At 73.1% G+C, this 18,933-nt stretch carries 14 protein-coding genes; 10 read left to right on the forward strand and 4 right to left on the reverse strand.

Translation table 11 applies throughout. The features are described 5' to 3' along the window. The first annotated feature begins 85 nt into the window (after window positions 1-85). From ACZ5WK_RS36825 to ACZ5WK_RS36850, 6 genes are all read left to right on the forward strand, one after another. The gene (locus tag ACZ5WK_RS36825; protein ID WP_396326077.1) at window positions 86-1,939 is read left to right on the forward strand and encodes an acetolactate synthase large subunit; all 1,854 of its coding nucleotides are present in this window, start codon (window positions 86-88) and stop codon (window positions 1,937-1,939) included. 71 nt (window positions 1,940-2,010) lie between these two features. After that, window positions 2,011-2,535, forward strand: coding sequence for an acetolactate synthase small subunit (gene ilvN, locus ACZ5WK_RS36830; protein ID WP_329927879.1), 525 nt, complete (start codon window positions 2,011-2,013; stop codon window positions 2,533-2,535). 138 nt (window positions 2,536-2,673) lie between these two features. Further along, window positions 2,674-3,672 (forward strand): ketol-acid reductoisomerase, encoded by a 999-nt coding sequence (gene ilvC, locus ACZ5WK_RS36835; protein ID WP_396326078.1) that lies wholly within the window; start codon window positions 2,674-2,676, stop codon window positions 3,670-3,672. A 251-nt stretch (window positions 3,673-3,923) separates the two neighbouring features. Next, on the forward strand, window positions 3,924-5,513 hold the full coding sequence (gene serA, locus ACZ5WK_RS36840; protein WP_465554402.1) for a phosphoglycerate dehydrogenase: 1,590 nt from the start codon (window positions 3,924-3,926) through the stop codon (window positions 5,511-5,513). A gap of 334 nt (window positions 5,514-5,847) precedes the next feature. Next, a complete protein-coding gene (locus ACZ5WK_RS36845; protein ID WP_465554370.1) occupies window positions 5,848-6,009 on the forward strand; it encodes a hypothetical protein in 162 nt (53 codons plus the stop codon). A 234-nt stretch (window positions 6,010-6,243) separates the two neighbouring features. Beyond that, window positions 6,244-9,636, forward strand: coding sequence for a S8 family peptidase (locus ACZ5WK_RS36850; protein WP_465554372.1), 3,393 nt, complete (start codon window positions 6,244-6,246; stop codon window positions 9,634-9,636). A gap of 135 nt (window positions 9,637-9,771) precedes the next feature. On the opposite strand, the gene ACZ5WK_RS36855 is transcribed toward ACZ5WK_RS36850, so the two are convergent. Continuing rightward, window positions 9,772-12,255, reverse strand: coding sequence for a YfhO family protein (locus tag ACZ5WK_RS36855; RefSeq protein WP_465554374.1), 2,484 nt, complete (start codon window positions 12,253-12,255; stop codon window positions 9,772-9,774). Between the two features lie 105 nt (window positions 12,256-12,360). Here ACZ5WK_RS36855 and ACZ5WK_RS36860 point away from each other — a divergent pair, with 105 nt between their 5' ends. From ACZ5WK_RS36860 to cimA, 4 genes are all read left to right on the forward strand, one after another. Further along, a complete protein-coding gene (locus ACZ5WK_RS36860) occupies window positions 12,361-12,510 on the forward strand; it encodes a hypothetical protein (RefSeq protein WP_465554376.1) in 150 nt (49 codons plus the stop codon). A gap of 62 nt (window positions 12,511-12,572) precedes the next feature. Beyond that, window positions 12,573-13,610 (forward strand): 3-isopropylmalate dehydrogenase, encoded by a 1,038-nt coding sequence (locus ACZ5WK_RS36865; protein WP_465554378.1) that lies wholly within the window; start codon window positions 12,573-12,575, stop codon window positions 13,608-13,610. Window positions 13,611-13,915: 305 nt separating this feature from the next. Next, entirely contained in the window at window positions 13,916-15,028 is a 1,113-nt protein-coding gene (locus ACZ5WK_RS36870; RefSeq protein WP_465554380.1) for a branched-chain amino acid aminotransferase, read from the forward strand. Window positions 15,029-15,399: 371 nt separating this feature from the next. After that, window positions 15,400-17,004, forward strand: coding sequence for a citramalate synthase (gene cimA, locus ACZ5WK_RS36875; RefSeq protein ID WP_465554382.1), 1,605 nt, complete (start codon window positions 15,400-15,402; stop codon window positions 17,002-17,004). A 94-nt stretch (window positions 17,005-17,098) separates the two neighbouring features. Here the strand turns inward: cimA and ACZ5WK_RS36880 are convergent, their stop codons facing one another. The 3 genes from ACZ5WK_RS36880 to ACZ5WK_RS36890 all read right to left on the reverse strand — a co-directional run bounded on the left by ACZ5WK_RS36880 (window position 17,099) and on the right by ACZ5WK_RS36890 (window position 18,930). Next, window positions 17,099-17,683 carry a GTP-binding protein gene (locus tag ACZ5WK_RS36880; RefSeq protein WP_465554384.1) on the reverse strand — a complete coding sequence of 195 codons (585 nt, stop codon included), beginning with the start codon at window positions 17,681-17,683 and terminating at the stop codon, window positions 17,099-17,101. After that, on the reverse strand, window positions 17,664-18,356 hold the full coding sequence (locus ACZ5WK_RS36885; RefSeq protein WP_396326153.1) for a DUF742 domain-containing protein: 693 nt from the start codon (window positions 18,354-18,356) through the stop codon (window positions 17,664-17,666). Before ACZ5WK_RS36885 ends, ACZ5WK_RS36880 begins: the two co-directional genes overlap by 20 nt. Before the next feature lie 160 nt (window positions 18,357-18,516). Continuing rightward, on the reverse strand, window positions 18,517-18,930 hold the full coding sequence (locus ACZ5WK_RS36890; protein WP_097236138.1) for a roadblock/LC7 domain-containing protein: 414 nt from the start codon (window positions 18,928-18,930) through the stop codon (window positions 18,517-18,519). Window positions 18,931-18,933 lie beyond the last annotated feature (3 nt).

Genomic DNA, 18,933 nt, shown 5'->3' on the forward strand with positions numbered 1-18,933 from the left:
ATCGGCCCGACCACCGGGACCCCACCCTCGAAAGACCGGGGCCCGCAACCACCCGGGCCGGCAAAAACCGAGAAGAGACAGGCAGATGACTGAGCACGCCGCATCCCCCCGCCGCGGGGACACCCCGGCCGCCCACGCTCCCGCTCCCCAGCACGTCGTCGAGACCATGACCGGCGCCCAGTCGCTCATCCGCTCGCTGGAGGCCGTGGGCGCGGACACCGTCTTCGGCATCCCGGGCGGGGCCATCCTTCCCGCGTACGACCCGCTGATGGACTCGACCAAGGTGCGTCACATCCTGGTCCGCCACGAGCAGGGTGCCGGCCACGCCGCCACCGGTTACGCCCAGGCCACCGGCAAGGTCGGCGTCTGCATGGCCACCTCCGGCCCGGGCGCGACCAACCTGGTGACCCCGATCGCCGACGCCTACATGGACTCGGTGCCGATGGTGGCCATCACCGGGCAGGTCGCCTCCAAGGCGATCGGCACCGACGCCTTCCAGGAGGCGGACATCTGCGGCATCACGATGCCGATCACCAAGCACAACTTCCTCGTCACCGACCCGGCCGAGATCCCCCGGGTGATCTCCGAGGCGTTCCACATCGCCGCGACCGGCCGCCCCGGCCCCGTCCTGGTCGACATCGCCAAGGACGCGCTGCAGGCCACCACCACATTCCGCTGGCCGGCCGAGACCTCGCTGCCCGGCTACCGTCCGGTGACCAAGCCGCACGCCAAGCAGATCCGCGAGGCCGCGAAGATGCTGGTCGGCGCCAAGCGCCCGGTGCTGTACGTCGGCGGCGGCGTGATCAAGGCGAACGCCACGGCCGAGCTGCGGATCCTCGCCGAGCTGACCGGCGCCCCGGTGGTCACCACCCTGATGGCGCTCGGCGCCTTCCCCGACAGCCACCCGCAGCACCTCGGCATGCCCGGCATGCACGGCTCCGTCCCGGCGGTCACCGCGCTGCAGAAGTCGGACCTGCTGTTCACCCTCGGCGCCCGCTTCGACGACCGCGTCACCGGCAAGCTGGACGGCTTCGCCCCGTACGCCAAGGTCGTCCACGCCGACATCGACCCGGCCGAGATCGGCAAGAACCGCCCGGCCGACGTGCCGATCGTCGGCGACGCCCGCGAGGTGCTGGCCGACCTGATCGTCGCCGTCCAGGCCGAGTTCGACGCCGGCCACAAGGGCGACTACGCGGACTGGTGGGTCAAGCTCAACGAGTGGAAGAAGACCTACCCGCTGGGCTACGAGCCGGCCCCGGCCGGCCAGCTCTCCCCGCAGCAGGTCATCGAGCGGATCGGCAAGCTGGTCGGCCCGGACGCGATCTACGCCGCGGGCGTCGGCCAGCACCAGATGTGGAGCTCGCAGTTCATCCAGTTCGAGAAGCCGGCCACCTGGCTCAACTCGGGCGGCGCGGGCACCATGGGCTACGCCGTCCCGGCCGCCATGGGTGCCAAGGCGGGCCGCCCGGAGACGGCGGTCTGGGCGATCGACGGCGACGGCTGCTTCCAGATGACCAACCAGGAGCTGGTCACCTGCGCCCTGAACGACATCCCGATCAAGGTCGCGGTCATCAACAACGGCTCGCTGGGCATGGTCCGCCAGTGGCAGACCCTCTTCTACAACCAGCGGTACTCCAACACCGTGCTGCACGCGGGCCCCGGCCACGACGGCATCGAGCCGCCGGCCCAGGGCACCCGGATCCCCGACTTCGTGATGCTCTCCGAGGCGATGGGCTGCGTCGGCCTGCGCTGCGAGCGCCCGGAGGACCTGGACGCGGTGATCAAGCAGGCGATGGAGATCAACGACCGCCCGGTCGTCATCGACTTCATCGTCCACCAGGACGCCATGGTCTGGCCGATGGTCGCGGCCGGCACCAGCAACGACGAGATCCAGTTCGCCAAGGGCGTGCGCCCCGACTTCGGCGACGACTCCGAGTAGCCCGTCCACCGCCACCCTTCTCACGTCCGGCTGCGCCGGGCCCCTCCGAGCGACCGAGGAACCCCAGAGACATGTCCAAGCACACCCTCTCCGTCCTGGTCGAGAACAAGCCCGGCGTGCTCGCCCGCATCGCCTCGCTGTTCTCCCGTCGGGGCTTCAACATCGACTCCCTCGCCGTCGGCCCGACGGAGCACCCGGACGTCTCCCGGATGACCATCGTGGTCAACGTCGAGGACCTCCCGCTGGAACAGGTCACGAAGCAGCTCAACAAGCTCGTCAACGTGATAAAGATCGTCGAGCTCGACCAGTCCGCTGCGATCCAGCGGGAACTGGTCCTGGTGAAGGTCCGCGCCGACAACGAGACCCGGTCGCAGATCGTCGAGATCGTCCAGCTGTTCCGCGCCAAGACGGTCGACGTGTCCCCGGACGCGGTGACCATCGAGGCCACCGGCAGCTCGGACAAGCTGGAGGCCATGCTCCGGATGCTGGAGCCGTACGGCATCAAGGAGCTGGTCCAGTCCGGCCTGGTCGCGATCGGGCGCGGAGCCCGTTCGATCACCGACCGCTCGCTGCGCGCCCTCGACCGGAGCGCGTGACCCCCGAGGACGCGGCCCGCCAGGCTCGGCCTGGAGCCCGTCTCACCCCCTGAAGCACCGCCCCACACCCCCGCCGGGTCCACGTACCGTAGGAATCGCAGTACCCGGCAAGACCATCACGCAAGGAGATGTGCCCCCGTGGCCGAGCTGTTCTACGAAGACGACGCCGACCTGTCCATCATCCAGGGCCGCAAGGTCGCGGTCATCGGCTACGGGAGCCAGGGCCACGCCCACGCGCTGTCCCTGCGCGACTCCGGCGCCGATGTCCGGGTCGGCCTGAAGCCGGAGTCGAAGTCGCGCCAGAAGGCCGAGGAGGCCGGCCTGCGCGTCGTCACCCCGGCCGAGGCCGCCGCCGAGGCCGACGTCATCATGATCCTCGTGCCGGACCCGATCCAGGCCGACGTCTACGAGGCGGACATCGCCCCGCACCTGAAGGCCGGCGACGCCCTGTTCTTCGGCCACGGCCTGAACATCCGCTTCGGCTTCATCAAGCCGCCGGCCGACGTCGACGTCTGCATGGTCGCCCCGAAGGGCCCGGGCCACCTGGTCCGCCGCCAGTACGAGGAGGGCCGCGGCGTCCCCGCGATCGTCGCGGTCGAGCAGGACGCCTCCGGCAACGCGTTCGCGCTGGCGCTGTCGTACGCCAAGGGCCTGGGCGCCACCAAGGCCGGCGTCATCAAGACCACCTTCACCGAGGAGACCGAGACCGACCTGTTCGGTGAGCAGGCCGTCCTCTGCGGTGGCACCGCCGCCCTGGTGAAGGCCGGGTTCGAGACCCTGGTCGAGGCCGGCTACCAGCCGGAGATCGCCTACTTCGAGTGCCTGCACGAGCTGAAGCTCATCGTCGACCTGATGTACGAGGGCGGCCTGGAGAAGATGCGCTGGTCGGTCTCCGAGACCGCCGAGTGGGGCGACTACGTCACCGGCCCCCGCATCATCACCGACGCCACCAAGGCCGAGATGAAGAAGGTCCTGACCGAGATCCAGGACGGCACCTTCGCCAACACCTGGATCGCCGAGTACAAGGCCGGTCTGCCCAAGTACAACGAGTACAAGAAGGCCGACGAGGACCACCTGCTGGAGACCACCGGCAAGAAGCTCCGGAAGCTGATGAGCTGGGTGAAGGAAGAGGCCTGAGCCTCCGTCCCCGCCCCAGCCGGGCTCTGCCCCGTTCCGTAGGGCCCTTGTACAACTAGGCTGCTCCCGTCCGGGTGATTTCGCCGGACGGGAGCAGCCTGGCACCCAGCCCGTCGATACACTTCCGAGTGCGCGTCAGGCCCACAGCGTCGTGCGTCTACCTACGCGGCATGCCACCTTCCCCCCGCCTTCCACGCCACCTTCGTGCCGGGGAGAACCGGACAGTTAAGGACCACACTGTCGTGAGCACTGTGACATCCAAAAACGCCGTTGTACTGATCGCCGAAGAGCTGTCGCCCGCCACCGTCGACGCCCTCGGGCCCGACTTCGAGATCCGCCACTGCAACGGTGCCGACCGCACCGAGCTGCTGACCGCGATCGCCGACGTGGACGCCATCCTGATCCGCTCCGCCACCAAGGTGGACGCGCAGGCGCTCGCCGCCGCCCGCAAGCTCAAGGTGGTCGCCCGGGCCGGCGTCGGCCTGGACAACGTGGACGTCTCCGCCGCCACCAAGGCCGGCGTGATGGTCGTCAACGCGCCGACCTCCAACATCGTCACCGCCGCCGAGCTCGCCTGTGGCCTGCTGATCTCGGTCGCCCGCAACATCGCGCCCGCCAACGCCGCGCTCAAGCAGGGCGAGTGGAAGCGCAACAAGTACACCGGCGTCGAGCTGAGCGAGAAGGTCCTCGGCGTCGTCGGCCTCGGCCGGATCGGCGTGCTGGTCGCCCAGCGGATGTCCGCGTTCGGCATGAAGATCGTCGCGTACGACCCCTACATCCAGGCCGCCCGCGCCGCGCAGATGGGCGTCAAGCTGGTCTCGCTGGAGGAGCTGCTGGAGGTCTCGGACTTCATCACCGTCCACCTCCCGAAGACCCCGGAGACCATCGGCCTGATCGGCGACGAGGCGCTGCACAAGGTCAAGCCGACCGTCCGCATCGTCAACGCCGCCCGCGGCGGCATCGTGGACGAGGCCGCGCTCGCCGGCGCCCTGCGCGACGGCCGGGTGGCCGGCGCCGGCCTGGACGTGTACGCGAAGGAGCCGTGCACCGACTCCCCGCTGTTCGCCTTCGACAACGTGGTCGCCACCCCGCACCTGGGCGCCTCCACCGACGAGGCGCAGGAGAAGGCCGGCATCGCGGTCGCCAAGTCCGTGCGCCTGGCGCTGGCCGGCGAGCTGGTCCCGGACGCGGTCAACGTCCAGGGCGGCGTGATCGCCGAGGACGTCCGCCCGGGCCTGCCGCTGGCGGAGAAGCTCGGCCGGATCTTCACCGCGCTGGCCGGCGAGGTGGCCGTCCGGCTCGACGTCGAGGTCCGCGGCGAGATCACCCAGCACGACGTCAAGGTGCTCGAACTGTCCGCCCTCAAGGGCGTGTTCGAGGACGTGGTGGCGGAGACGGTGTCCTACGTCAACGCCCCGCTCTTCGCTCAGGAGCGCGGTGTCGAGGTGCGTCTGACCACCTCCAGCGAGAGCCCCGAGCACCGCAACGTGATCACCGTTCGCGGCACCCTGGCCGACGGCAGCGAGATCGCCATCTCCGGCACCCTGGCCGGCCCGAAGCAGACCCAGAAGATCGTCGGCGTGGACGCCTTCGACGTGGACGTCGCGCTCACCGACCACATGGCGTTCTTCAAGTACGAGGACCGCCCGGGCGTGGTCGGCGTCCTCGGCCGCCACCTCGGCGACGCCGGCATCAACATCGCCGGCATGCAGGTGGCCCGCGACGGCAGCGGCGCACTGGCCTCCATCACCGTGGACAGCCAGATCCCGCAGGACGTGCTGTCCGCGATCGCCGCCGAGATCGGCGCCCGCTTCGCCCGCTCGGTCGACCTGGGCGCCTGATTCCAGAGGCTCCCGCAGGGCCCGGACCACCGTTCGCCGGTGGTCCGGGCCCTGTTGCGTGCCCGCGGACGACTCCCGTCTCAGATACTAGGAAATCCAAGTATTCGTGCAGACACGGCAGGGCCCGGGTCGTACCGTGGAAGAGCCATACGGTGCGCCGCCCCTGTAGCCAGGGTGTGCGGCCCGTGTGCCGCTGTGCGCCCGACGGGCAGGCGATCCCTGCTCCGCGTGCCCTCCCGCCGCCCACCAGCCCTTCCTGCGGCGTGCTTCGCACGGCACCCCTTGTGCCCCGCCCTCTGCGCCGCCCTGGCGCATTCGACTCAAGGAGCCCGGTATGCCCCTCACCGCGGACCGCCACGCCACTCCCGCCCCCGCCGCCACCCCCGCCCGCATCCCGCGCCGGCGCCGTGCGGCCGAGCGGCCGCCCTTCGCGGCCGACGCCCTGCAGCGCGCCCTGGACCGCCGCGACAACGGCGGCGTGACCGGGCACCTCTGAGCCTCTCCCGGGCGGGTGGCTCCCGTGCGTGGCGTTCATCCGCCGAATAGCCCGGACGGGCTGACGGTGCGTCACCCGGGAGAGTGCAAGTAGCGCCCGTTGGAGGGAAGTTGCTCGCACTCTCCGGCGCGGTCTCCTATATGTGGGGCCCCGGAGGGGTGATCGACGTCCGCGCGGGCGGGCGTCAGCGACACGGCGTGCGGATCAGTTCCCCTTGCCGGGGGAGAGGGCCCAGTGCGTCAGCCACCCGTCCGTCGTCCGATCGCCAGGATCGGACTCACCCTGGCCCTGCTGGCGGGGCCGGTGCTGCTCACCGCGGCCCCGGCGGCCGGCAGTCCACCGACGAGTCCGCCGGCTCCGGACGCCCCGCCCGGGCGCTCGGCCTCCGTCCTGCTGGAACTCGCCACCGACGCGGCCGGACCGGCCTGGCGGCGGGCGGCCGCCGAGGCGCGGCGGAGCCTGCGCTCCCCGGAGGTCGTCCGCCGGGAGGCCGCGCAGGCCGGCGCCGGGCAGCGGTCGCGCGCCTCCGACGCGCTCGACCGGCTCGCCGGCGCCGTCCACGACGCGGCGCCCACCGCCCGCGAGCTCTACCGCACCCGTACCCTGCTCACCGGTCTCGCCGTCACCGTGCCCGCCGACCGGCTGCCCGCCCTGCGCGCGCTGCCGGGAGTCCGGGCCGTCCACCCGATCGTCCGCAAGCAGCGGGACAACGCCTACTCCGTGCCGCTCACCGGCGCACCCGCGGTGTGGTCCGGCCCCTCCGCGGACGGCGGGGCCGGCGGCAACACCGGGCAGGGCGTGCGGATCGGCGTCATCGACAGCGGCATCGACTACACCCACGCCGATTTCGGCGGCCCCGGCACCGAGGAGGCCTTCCGGGCCGTCGACGGCGCCAAGCCCGCCCCCGCGGACCTCTTCCCCAACGCCAAGGTGGTCGGCGGCAGGGACCTGGTGGGCGACGACTACAACCCGGACCCGTCCGCCCCGCACTACCAGCCCGACCCGCACCCCGACGCCAACCCGATCGACTGCGCGCTCAACGGCCACGGCACCCACGTCGCCGGCACCGCCGCCGGGCTCGGAGTCACCGCCGACGGCCACCCGTACGCCGGCCCCTACCGGCCCGGCCTCGACCCGGCCGGCTTCAAGGTCGGCCCCGGCGCCGCACCCGGCGCCCAGCTGTACGCGATCCGCGTCTTCGGCTGCGACGGCGCGACCGACCAGCTCGCCCAGGCCCTCGACGTCGCCGCCGACCCGGACGGCGACGGCGACCTCGGCGACCGGCTCGACGTCGTCAACCTCTCCCTCGGCAGCCGCTTCGGCTCCACCGACGACGCCGACGCCGTCGCCGCCGACCACCTCGCCGAACTGGGCACCCTGGTGGTCGCGGCAGCCGGCAACGAGGGCGACGTCTACGGCATCGGCGGCAGCCCGGGCACCGCCGCCCGGGCCCTCGCCGTCGCCGCCTCGGTCGACGCGCACAGCGACGCCGACGGCCTCACCGTGCTCGGTCCCGAACCGCTCGCCGGCACCGTCCCGGCCCACTGGAGCGGCCGCTACAAGGGCTGGTCCACCGCCGACGTGGCCGGCCGGCTGGCCCTGCCCGCCGACCAGGCCGACGGCTGCACCGCCTTCACCGAGGCCGACAGGCAGCGGCTCGCCGGCAGGATCGCCGTGCTCGCCTGGCGCACCCGGGAGTCCGAACGCGCCTGCGGCTCCGGCCCGCGCGCGGACCATGCCGCCGACGCCGGCGCGATCGGCGCCCTGCTCGCCGCCGACGACGACCACCTCGCCGAGATCGCCGGCAACGACCGCATCCCCGTCGCCCTGCTCGCCCACGCCGACGGCGAACGGCTGCGCCGGGGAGCGGCGGACGGCCCGGTCGACATCCGTCTGGCCGCGCCCGGCAACCCGCTGCACGGCGTCGTTCCCCAGGACCAGCCGCAGCGCACCGACACCCTCACCGACTTCACCTCGCGCGGCATCGGCGTGCCCGGCGTGGTCAAGCCCGACCTGGCCGCGCCCGGCGAGACCATCTGGTCCGCCAAGGCCGGCAGCGGCGGCGGGGGCCAGCGCGAGGACGGCACCTCGATGGCCACCCCGCACGTCGCCGGCCTCGCCGCGCTCGTCCGCGCCGCCCACCCCGACTGGACGGTCGAGCAGCTCAAGGCCGCGCTGATGAACACCGCCGGGGACACCTGGCTCGGCGACGGCGGCACCGGCCCGGTCTACGGCCCCGAGCGCACCGGCGCCGGACGGGCCCGGGTCGACGCCGCCGTCCGCACCCCAGCCGTCGCCTACGCGGCCGGTGAGGGCGCGGTCCAGGGCAGCGTCGGCGTCTCCTTCGGGGTGGTGGCGGTCGGCGGGGCGCCCGGCGAAGCCCGCGGGACGGAGGGCCGCGAGGTCGAGGTCCGCAACCTCTCCCGCGCCGCCGTGGCCTACCGCACCGGCTACGCGGCCGCCACCGAACTGCCCGGCGCCCACTACGAGATCACCCCCGAGCGGATCGACGTCCCGGCCGGCGGCACCGCCCGCGTCCGGGTCACCCTGGTCGTCCCCGGGCAGCTCGGCCGCACCCCCGACCCGACCATCGCCACCCTCCAGGGCGGCCAGGTGCGCAGCTACCGGGGCGAACTCTCCGGCCGGCTGCTGCTCACCCCCGAGTCCGACGCCACCCTGCCGGCGCTGCGGGTCCCCGTCCTCGCCGCCCCCCGGCCCGCCTCCGAGCTCAGCGCGGCCGCCCCGATCCGCACCACCCGCTCCGGCGCGTTCGTCCCCCTCACCGGCACCGGGGCCCCCGGCGGACAGCCCGGCCTGCTCAGCGCGTTCGCCCTCGGCGGCGAGGGCGCCCGCTGGCCCGACTGCCCGCCCGGCAGCGGCGCCGCCGTCGGCCCCGGCGCCGGCATCGTCCCCGAGGAGAGCACCGAACCGCAGGCCCCGCAGGACGTCTGCGTCGAACGCCCCGGCGACCGGGGCGCCAACCTGCGCGCCGTCGGAGCCGCCTCCGACGCGCCCGCCGTGGGCGACGGGCGGGGCACGCTCTACCTCGCCGCCCAGGTCTGGGCCCCCGCCACCACCCCGGTCGGTGTCTTCGCCGTCCGGGCCTCGCTCGACACCGACGGGGACGGCACCACGGACGTCTTCGTCAAGGCCGACCGGCAGCGGGGCAGCGACGTCCTGATCGCCCGCACGGTGGACGCCCGCACGGGCACCGAGCTGGACGTCCAGCCGCTCAACGCCCGCTGGGGCGACACCGACACCGAACTGCTCGACAGTGACGTGCTGGTGCTCCCCGTCCGGCTGAGCGCCCTGCCCGGCGTGAAGGCCGGCCACAGCACCGTGCGCTACGGCCTCTGGACGGGCGCCGCGACCGCCGGCAAGCCCGACCCGGCCGAGGCCTTCTCCGCCATCGGCCTGCGCGGCACCCGGCCCACCCTCACCGTCGACGTCCTCCACCCCGCCCTCGACGTCCGCACCGGCCCCGGCGGCCCCGCCGCGGTGGCGGCGCCGCTGCCCCCGGGCAGCGTCCTCGACGTCCGCCGGGCCGACGGGGACACCTCGCGCCTGCTGCTCCTGCACCACTTCAACCGCGACGGCCGGCGGGGCCAGATCCTGAACCTGCCCTGACGCCCCGCCCCCGCCCACGGAGCCGCCGCCCCCGCGAGGGGTGGCGGCTCCGTGGTGCCCCGCCCCGCACCCGGAGCAACCGGGTCGGCGCGACCTCCGGCCCCACGTTCCTCCCGGAGGCCTCCACCCCTCCCGTCACTGCCGCTCGGCCGCCCTGCGGCGGACCCGGCGCGGTGTCCGGGTGGGGCGGTGGCGGAGGCGGCCGAAGACGGCGGTGAGGGCGGTGACCGTGGCGGAGGCGAGGGCGACGGTGAGGCCCTCGGTGAGGCCGGGCGGGCGGAAGGAGCAGGTGATCCGGTCGGCGCCCGGCCCGAGCGGGACGCCGATCATGCCCAGGACGGACCGCGGCGCCGCGTACGGGCCGCCGCCGGCCGAGCAGGTCCAGCCGGTGGTGGCCGGGACGGAGAGCAGCGCGGTCCCGGTGCTGCCCTGCGGGAGGGAGGCGGTGAGGGTGTGTCCGCCCGCGGTGACCCCGGTGGCACCGGTGGCGGTGAGCCGCGCGACGGCGGCGTCCAGGGCGCCGGGCCGCAGGCAGCCGACCGGCCGGGCCGGGACCTGGGTGACGGTGTCCGCGCGAAGCACCACCCGGACGACGCCGTCGGCCGGCACCGGCCCCAGCAGGTGGACGGGCACGGCCGTGGTCGGCTGCTCGCCGTCGCTGCGGTAGGCGGTGCCGAGGCCGCTCACCGTGCCGTCGAACCAGACCCCGTGGAAGTACGCGGTGCCGCCCGGCGTGCAGGCCGCCGTGAACGCGGTGCCGTCCGAGCCGGCCGGGGTGGCGGGGACGGACCAGCCGCTGCTGCCGTGCGCGGCCGGCGCAGGGCCGCCGGCCGGGACGGGCTCGGGCGCGTCGTACACCCGGCTGCCGAGCAGCGACTCCTGCCGGGACCACACCGAGGAGGTGTCGGTCGCCGCGCCCGGTGGCAGGACGGTGACCAGCGGGGGAGCGGCGGCCCGGCCGACGGTGAAGCCGTCCGGCGGGGGCCCGTCGGCGAGGTGGGTGCGGACGGCGAACAGGGCCTGTCCGACCGGGTCGGTGACGCTCTCGGTCTGCCGCCCGCCGGCCGTCCAGCCCGCGCCGAGGTCGTGCAGCAGCAGCGCGGTGACGGTGGGCAGGTAGCCGCTGGAATAGCCGCCGCCCTGGCCGTCGAGCAGCAGCGGGTCGTTCGGGGTGAAGGCGTGCGGGCCGGGGTCGGCGCGGGCGCGCGGCCAGTCGGCGGCCTGTTGCAGGGCCGCGTACCCGGCCCGGACGGGCGCCCCGGAGGCGGTGCCGGAGGCCGGGGTGCCCAGCGCGGTGTACGAGGACCAGACCGCGCCGCCGAGCACCACGCAGCCCAGCGCCACCGTGGCCGCGGCGCCCGCCCGCCGGTCGGTGTGCCGGCGGTCCAGCGTCCGGAGCGCGGCGATCAGGACGGCCCCGCCGACCGTCAGCAGCACCCAGGCGGACGCCCGCACCGAGTGCCGGCCCGCGGCGACGGCGGCCACCAGCAGCACCACCGCGGCCCCGCCGAGCAGGGTCGGGGTGTCCGGCCGGTGCGCCAGCGAGACCCAGCCGGCCAGCACCAGCAGGCCGCTGAGCGCGAAGGCCACCCGGTAGGGGCCGCCGGCCGGGATCGCCAGGCCGTGCCAGACCAGGACGGTGGGCGTCCAGACGAAGCTGAGCACGACGAGCACCATCAGCCCGCACCAGGCGATCCGTTCACGGGCCCGCACCCGGCGGTTGAACGGCAGCCCGGCCACCAGCAGCAGGCCGAACAGGCCGACGGAGACGTCCGGGACGGGCGGGCCGCCGTGGGTGCCCGGCAGCAGCTGGGCCAGGTGCCCGCCGAGCCCGGACGGGCCGAGCGGCTGCACCGGGGACTCCGGCTGGGCCTCCTGCGCGGCCCGCACGGCGACGAACAGGACGGGCGCGGCGAGCAGCACCCCGGCGACGGCCATGGTGACGGCCCGGCCGGTCACCCGGACGAGTGTCTTGAACGGCCGCCGGACGGCCGGCAGACGGACCGCGAGCACCAGGCCGGCCGTGACGGTGGCCATCGCGGCGGTGTAGAGGTTCCCCGCCCAGGCGAGCGCGACGCAGAGGGTGCCGGCCACCCAGCGCCGCTCGCGCAGGCACCAGTCGCCGGCCAGGACGAGCAGCGGCAGCGAGACCAGGCCCCAGAGCCACATCGGGGCCGTCCCGCCGACGGTCGGCACCCAGGCGCAGAGCCCGTAGCCGACGGCGGCGAGCGCCCGCAGCCAGTGCGGCCCGGCGTGCAGCCGCCCCAGCGCGTACGTCATCAGGCCGGTGCCGAGCCCGATGCTGAGGAGCTCCACCAGGAACACCGCGAACTGCCCCTGGCTGCGCGGCAGCAGGACCGCCAGCCAGGAGAACGGGTTCATCAGGTAGGCGAAGAAGTCGGCGAGGAACGGCGCCCCGTAGCCGCTGTTCCAGTTGAACAGCAGGTCGCCGGGGGAGCGCCCGTGCACGAGGTCCCAGAGCTGGGCGTGGAACGGCACCGCCGTCTGTGCCGCCCCCGGCGGCCACGCCCCGCGCAGCCCCGCCGCCACGGCGTACCCGGCCATCCCCAGCCCGGCCCCCACCGCGCAGACCCGTGCCTCGCGCCACCGCGCGTCCATGGGTGTTTCACCCCGTTCTGCGAGGATTCTCCGAACCAGATCCCCGCGAGCATAAGTGCGCCCTGGGTGCGAGTGGTGTCTCACGCGCTCCCTCGTGGGAGGGACGTGCGGACGAACTCGGCCGACGACGAGGGGCGCCCGGTCCTCCATACCTACGAGCTCGACCCGGCCACCATGTCCTACGGTCTGACCGGGATCCACCACAAGCAGATGAAGCTCGAACGGCCGTTCCCGGTCGACATCGACCTCACCTGACCGTTCGTCCGGATAGTGGACACGAGGTGTCAGCCCCTGGGACGGCGGAGTAGGGTCCGAGTATGTCTCGCACCATTCGTCTCGCAGTTGTCCCCGGTGACGGAATCGGCCAGGAAGTGGTGGCCGAAGGCCTCAAGGTCCTCGGTGCCGCACTGCCCGCCGACGTGAAGCTGGAGACGACCGAGTACGACCTCGGCGCCCGGCGCTACCACCGCACCGGCGAGACGCTGCCGGACGGCGTGCTGGCGGAGCTGAAGACCCACGACGCGATCCTGCTCGGCGCCATCGGCGACCCGAGCGTGCCGTCGGGTGTGCTGGAGCGCGGGCTGCTGCTGAAGCTGCGGTTCGCCTTCGACCACCACATCAACCTGCGCCCGGGCCGGCTCTTCCCCGGCGTGAAGTCGCCGCTGGCCGGCGAGCCGGCCATCGACTTCGTGGTCGTCCGCGAGGGCACCGAGGGCCCGTACGTCGGCAACGGCGGCACGCTGCGCACCGGGACCGAGCACGAGGTGGCCACCGAGGTCAGCCTCAACACCGCGTACGGCATCGAGCGGGTCGTCCGGGACGCCTACCGCCGGGCCCAGGCGCGCCCGCGCAAGAAGCTCACGCTCGTCCACAAGAACAACGTGCTGGTGCACGCCGGTCACCTCTGGACCCGGATCTTCGAGCAGGTCGGCCGGGAGTTCCCCGAGGTCACCACCGACTACCTGCACGTCGACGCGGCGACCATCTTCTTCGTCACCCAGCCCGAGCGGTTCGACGTCATCGTCACCGACAACCTGTTCGGAGACATCCTGACCGACCTGGCCGCCGCCGTCACCGGTGGCATCGGCCTCGCGGCCAGCGGCAACATCAACCCCAGCGGCGACTTCCCGTCGATGTTCGAGCCCGTGCACGGCTCGGCGCCGGACATCGCGGGCCAGGGCAAGGCCGACCCGACCGCCACCGTGCTCTCGGTCGCCATGCTGCTGGAGCACCTCGGCTTCGCCGCCGAGGCCGCCAAGGTCGAGGCCGCGGTCGCCGCGGACCTCGCCGACCGCGCCGGCACCCGTACGACCGCCCAGGTCGGCGACGCGCTCGCCGCCCGAGTATCCGGCTAGCGGGCCGGAACCGACGAGCGGTGCTCCGGCTAGCGGGCCGGAACCGACGAGCGGTGCTCCGGCCAGCGGGCCGGAACCGACGAGCGGTGCTCCGGCCAGCGGGCCGGAACCGACACCACGTGTTCCGGCTGACGGGCCGGACCGCATAACGACAGCTTGCAGCTCCCCAAGGAGCCCGCGACTGTTCGGCACGGCCCTCTGGATGCGAGTATCGACAGTGGGCCGTGCCGTCGTGCGTTCGTTCGCCGAAACGTTCACCCGACGGAGGCGGCCCGGACCAACCCCACGGTGAAGGACACACAGCCATGAGCACGCCCACCCAGGCGCCCATCACGTTCGACCTCAAGCCCTCCGCCCACCCGCTGTCCGACGCGGAGCGCGAGGCCCGGCTGACCAACCCCGGCTTCGGACGCATCTTCACCGACCACATGGTCACCATCCGCTGGACCGAGGGCCTGGGCTGGCACGATGCCCAGCTGGCGCCGTACGCGCCGCTGGAGATCGACCCGGCGAACATGACGCTCCACTACGGCCAGGCGATCTTCGAGGGCCTCAAGGCGTACCGCCAGACCGACGGTTCGATCTCCACCTTCCGCCCGGAGGCCAACGCCGCCCGCTTCCAGGCCTCCGCCCGCCGTCTGGCGATGCCGGAGCTGCCGGTCGAGACGTTCGTCGAGGCGGTCGAGCTGCTGGTCCAGCAGGAGCAGGGCTGGGTCCCGAACGAGCCGGAGCAGAGCCTCTACCTCCGGCCGTTCATGTTCGCGACCGAGGTCGGCCTGGGTGTCCGCCCGGCCAACTCCTACCTCTTCATGATCATTGCCTCGCCGGCCGGTGCCTACTTCCCCGGTGGCGTCAAGCCCGTCTCGGTCTGGCTCTCCGAGGACTACGTCCGCGCCGCGCCGGGCGGCACCGGTGCCGCCAAGTGCGCCGGCAACTACGCCGCGTCCCTGGTCGCTCAGGCCGAAGCCGCCGCCAAGGGCTGCGACCAGGTCGTCTGGCTCGACGCCGCCGAGCACCGGTGGATCGAGGAGATGGGCGGCATGAACCTGTACTTCGTCTTCGGCGAGGGCAAGGACGCGAAGATCGTCACCCCCGAGCTCTCCGGCGCGCTGCTGCCCGGCATCACCCGCGACTCGCTGCTCCAGCTCGCCGCCGACCTCGGCTACGCGGTCGAGGAGCGGAAGATCTCCACCGAGGAGTGGCGCCGGGGCAACGCCGACGGCACCCTCACCGAGGTCTTCGCCTGCGGCACCGCGGCCGTCATCACCCCCGTCGGCTCGGTCAAGTCGGTCGGCGGCGACTGGACGGTCGGCACCGGCGAGCCCGGCCCGGTCACCATGGAGCTGCGCAGGACCCTGCTCGCGATCCAGGGCGGCCAGGCCCCCGACACCCACGGCTGGCTGCACAAGATCGTCTGATTCGGCACCCCATCCGGCCTGTGCCGTTTCGGATACCGAGACGGCCGGGCCGGACTCCGGACCGGTGTGCCACACTGCGAACGTGTCCTCGCTTTCGCTGATTATTAGCAGCAGGCGCGCCGGTCCGCAGTGACCGCTTCCGCAGTACCCCGATGCGGAGCGACCACCAGCGTCCAGACCCGCGCGCAGACCTCTCGCACCCGCGAGGGGTCTTTTCGCTTTTTGGGCTCAGCCCCAATCGGCACAGTGCCCCGGACCGGCCGGAGCCCCCACAAGGGGCCGAGGGACACCGGGTGCGCGCGGGATGCTGGACAGTGGAGCCGGGTCCCCGAAACCGGCAGAGCACTACCGACTCGATACAAGGAGTCCCCATGGCCGAGGCCAGTCGTACCGACGACAGCTTCCACGTCTTCGACACCACCCTGCGCGACGGTGCGCAGCGGGAGGGCATCAACCTCACGGTGGCCGACAAGCTGGCCATCGCCCGGCACCTGGACGAGTTCGGCGTCGGCTTCATCGAGGGCGGCTGGCCGGGCGCCAACCCGCGCGACACCGAGTTCTTCGCCCGGGCCGCCGCCGAACTGGACCTCCGCAACGCCCAGCTGGTCGCGTTCGGCGCCACCCGCCGGGCCGGCGGCAAGGCGGCCGAGGACCCGCAGCTGGCCGCCCTGGTCACCTCGGGCGCGCCGGTCGTCACCCTGGTCGCCAAGGCGCACGACCGGCACGTCGAACTGGCGCTGCGCACCACCCTGGACGAGAACCTGGAGATGATCCGGGACAGCGTGGCCCACCTGCGCTCCCAGGGCCGGCGGGTCTTCATCGACTGCGAGCACTTCTTCGACGGCTACAAGGCCAACCGCGCGTACGCCCTCGCGGTGGTCCGTGCCGCCCACGAGGCCGGCGCCGATGTGGTGGTGCTCTGCGACACCAACGGCGGGATGCTCCCGGCCGGTGTCCGCGACATCGTCGCCGACGTCCTCGCCGCGACCGGGGCCCGGCTCGGCATCCACGCCCAGGACGACACCGGCTGCGCGGTGGCCAACACCCTGGCCGCGGTGGACGCCGGCGCCACCCACGTCCAGTGCACCGCCAACGGCTACGGCGAGCGGGTCGGCAACGCCAACCTGTTCCCGGTGGTCGGCGCGCTGGAGATCAAGTACGACCGCCGGGTGCTGCCGGCCGGCAGCCTGGCCGAGATGACCCGGATCTCGCACGCCATCGCCGAGGTGGTCAACCTGACCCCCTCCACCCACCAGCCGTACGTCGGCTTCTCCGCCTTCGCCCACAAGGCCGGCCTGCACGCCTCCGCGATCAAGGTCGATCCGGACCTCTACCAGCACATCGACCCGGAGACGGTCGGCAACACCATGCGGATGCTGGTCTCCGACATGGCGGGCCGCGCCTCGGTCGAGCTGAAGGGCAAGGAGCTGGGCTACGACCTCTCCACCGACCGGGACCTCGCCGGCCGGGTGGTCGCCAGGGTCAAGGAGCAGGAGAACCTCGGCTACACCTACGAGTCCGCCGACGCCTCCTTCGAGCTGCTGCTCCGCGACGAGGTCCGCGGCAGCCGCGAGCGCTTCTACAGCCTGGAGTCCTGGCGGACCATCAGCGAGCAGGGCCCGAACGGATTTGCGGGCAACGAGGCGACCGTCAAGCTCTGGGCCAAGGGCGAGCGCCGGATCGCCACCGGCGAGGGCAACGGCCCGGTCGACGCGCTGGACAAGGCGCTGCGCACCGCGCTGGAGCGGATCTACCCGCAGCTGGCCAAGCTGGAGCTGGTGGACTACAAGGTCCGCATCCTGGAGGGCCAGCACGGCACCGGTTCCAAGACCCGGGTGCTGATCGAGTCCACCGACGGCACCGCCAGCTGGTCCACCGTCGGGGTGGCCGACAACGTGGTCGCCGCCTCCTGGCTGGCCCTGGAGGACGCGTACACCTACGGTCTGATCCGCGCGGGCCTGGAGCCCACCGAGTAGCGGGCTGCACGCGGCAGCGGGCGCACGTGCACGGCCCACGGACTCCCCCAGGGTCCGTGGGCCGCATCGTCCCGTGTTACGGCCCGCCCAGGGCCTACCGCAGGCGGGCGAGGAGGGCGTGTTCGACGAGGGTGATGAGGGCGCTCTTGGCGCTGTCGCGCCGTCGGGCGTCCAGGGTGACGACGGGGGTGTCGGGTCCGAGCTGGAGGGCCTCACGGACCTCGTCGCCGGTGTGGGGCTGGTGTCCGTCGAAGCCGTTGAGGGCGACGACGAAGGGGAGTCCGCTGTTCTCGAAGTAGTCGAGGGCGGGGAAGCAGTCGGCGAGGCGTCGGGTGTCGACGAGGACGACGGCGCCGATGGCGCCGCGGACGAGGTCGTCCCACATGAACCAGAAGCGGTCCTGTCCGGGGGTGCCGAACAGATACAGGATCAGGTCTTCGTCGAGGGTGATGCGGCCGAAGTCCATGGCGACGGTGGTGGTCGTCTTGCCGGAGACGTGGCTGATGTCGTCGATGCCGGCGGACGCGGAGGTCATGACGGCTTCGGTGCGCAGCGGGTTGATCTCGGAGACGGCGCCGACGAGCGTGGTCTTGCCGACACCGAAACCGCCTGCGACGACGATCTTCGCCGAGGTGGTGGCGCGGGTGGGGGCGGCCGCGTTAGAGCTTGCGAAGTCCACTGAGGACCCTTTCGAGCAGCGTGACGTCGGGCTGGTTTCCGGATTCGCCGCCGGAAGCGGGCTGGTGGATGGCGACCAGGCCGGCTTCGGCCAGGTCGGCCACGAGGATGCGGGCCACCCCCAGGGGAAGGGAGAGCAGCGCCGAGACCTCGGCGACGGACTTCACCTCGGTGCAGAGGGTGCAGATCCGCTGGTGCTCGGGGAGCAGGGTGGCCAGGCGCTGCGGGTCGACGCTGGCGGAGACGAGCGCCTCCAGCGCCAGTTCGTAGCGCGGGCGGGTCCGCCCGCCGGTCATCGCGAACGGCCGGATCAGCGGGCCCGAGTCGTGGTCGTCCTCGTACTCCTCGGCGTACCCGGGCTCCTCGGCCGGCGCGTAGCCGGGGTCGGGGCTCTGGCCGGGGGCGGCGTGGCCGGCGTGCCGGCCGGGCAGGTGGCCGTCCTGGGCCGGGAAGCCGGCCGGTGGCGAGTCGTAGGAGGGCTGCGGCTGGGCGTACTGGCCGTACTGCTCCTGGGCCTGACCGTACTGGTGCTGCTGCTGGCCGTACTGCTGCTGTCCGTACTGCTGGCCGTACTGCTGACCGTGGCCGACGACGCCGGGGGCTCCGAAAGCGTCATGGCCTGTGCCAGGGTACGGAACGCCGTACTGGCCGCTGCGGTCGTCGGGCGGTGTCACGGTTCCTCTCCTCACAAGGTGCGGCGGTGCGGTGCGAGCTCGGGCACAGGTCCCCAGCCGGTGGTGCGAAGCCGTACAACGTCCGAACCCGAGCCCGCCGAAGCGGGCCCGGGACGGCCGTGGAGGTGCTTCGAATACCAGGACGGTATCCGACGAACCGTCAGTGCAGGAGACTGCCCTGGAGTTCTGCGCGAAGCGCGGGTGTGAGGACGGCGCCGGCGCGGTCGACGAGGAGGGCCATTTCGTAGCCGACCAGACCGATGTCGGAGTCCGGCGAGGCGAGCACGGCGAGGGCGGAGCCGTCGCTGATGGCCATCAGGAAGAGGAAGCCGCGCTCCATCTCGACGACGGTCTGGTTGACCTCGCCGCCCTCGAAGATCCGGCTGGCGCCGGAGGTGAGGGAGGTGAGGCCGGAGGCGACGGCGGCGAGCTGGTCGGCGCGGTCGCGGGGGAAACCTTCGGACATGCACAGCAGGAGGCCGTCCGCGGAGACCACCACCGTGTGCGACACCCCAGGGGTGTTGTCCACGAAATTGGTGATCAGCCAGTTCAGGTTCTGTGCGGCCTGGCTCATCTG

It is taken from the genome of Kitasatospora sp. NPDC032757 (assembly GCF_055579305.1).

Excerpts from the sequence above, each read along its gene's own strand:
- cimA (WP_465554382.1), top strand. The coding sequence starts at position 15,400 with ATGGCCGAGGCCAGTCGTACCGACGACAGCTTCCACGTCTTCGACACC.
- ACZ5WK_RS36870 (WP_465554380.1), top strand. The coding sequence starts at position 13,916 with ATGAGCACGCCCACCCAGGCGCCCATCACGTTCGACCTCAAGCCCTCC.
- ACZ5WK_RS36825 (WP_396326077.1), top strand. The coding sequence starts at position 86 with ATGACTGAGCACGCCGCATCCCCCCGCCGCGGGGACACCCCGGCCGCC.
- ACZ5WK_RS36890 (WP_097236138.1), bottom strand. The coding sequence starts at position 18,930 with ATGAGCCAGGCCGCACAGAACCTGAACTGGCTGATCACCAATTTCGTG.
- ilvN (WP_329927879.1), top strand. The coding sequence starts at position 2,011 with ATGTCCAAGCACACCCTCTCCGTCCTGGTCGAGAACAAGCCCGGCGTG.
- ACZ5WK_RS36855 (WP_465554374.1), bottom strand. The coding sequence starts at position 12,255 with ATGGACGCGCGGTGGCGCGAGGCACGGGTCTGCGCGGTGGGGGCCGGG.
- ACZ5WK_RS36845 (WP_465554370.1), top strand. The coding sequence starts at position 5,848 with ATGCCCCTCACCGCGGACCGCCACGCCACTCCCGCCCCCGCCGCCACC.
- ACZ5WK_RS36865 (WP_465554378.1), top strand. The coding sequence starts at position 12,573 with ATGTCTCGCACCATTCGTCTCGCAGTTGTCCCCGGTGACGGAATCGGC.